At 36.2% G+C, this 246-nt stretch carries 1 protein-coding gene; it reads left to right on the top strand.

What is annotated here, in order from left to right:
• The coding region (locus F1003_RS19095) for a PhoU domain-containing protein (protein WP_497986938.1) at positions 1–246 on the top strand (246 nt) is incomplete at both ends.

Below are 246 nucleotides of genomic sequence, written 5' to 3'. Positions count from 1 at the left end.
ATATCGCAAAATCTACAATTAGAATTCGTAGTCGTCAAGAAAATTTACCATTAGAAAATATTGAAAAAATGCATGCGCTAGGATTAGATATGCTTTCAAAAGCTGTGGATGCATATCGTACAGAAGATTTGCAAGCTGCGAAAGAGATAGGCGAGATTGATGACCAAGTGGATGAATTATATGGTGTAACAGTACAAACGTTGATGTCAAGTATCGCTGATTCGCCGGAACATGTTTCAAATGTAA

The sequence above is a fragment of the Winogradskyella ouciana genome (assembly GCF_009709615.1).
GTDB classification, from domain to species: Bacteria; Bacteroidota; Bacteroidia; order Flavobacteriales; family Flavobacteriaceae; genus Winogradskyella; species Winogradskyella ouciana.
This window is presented reverse-complemented; position numbering and strand designations above follow the sequence as displayed.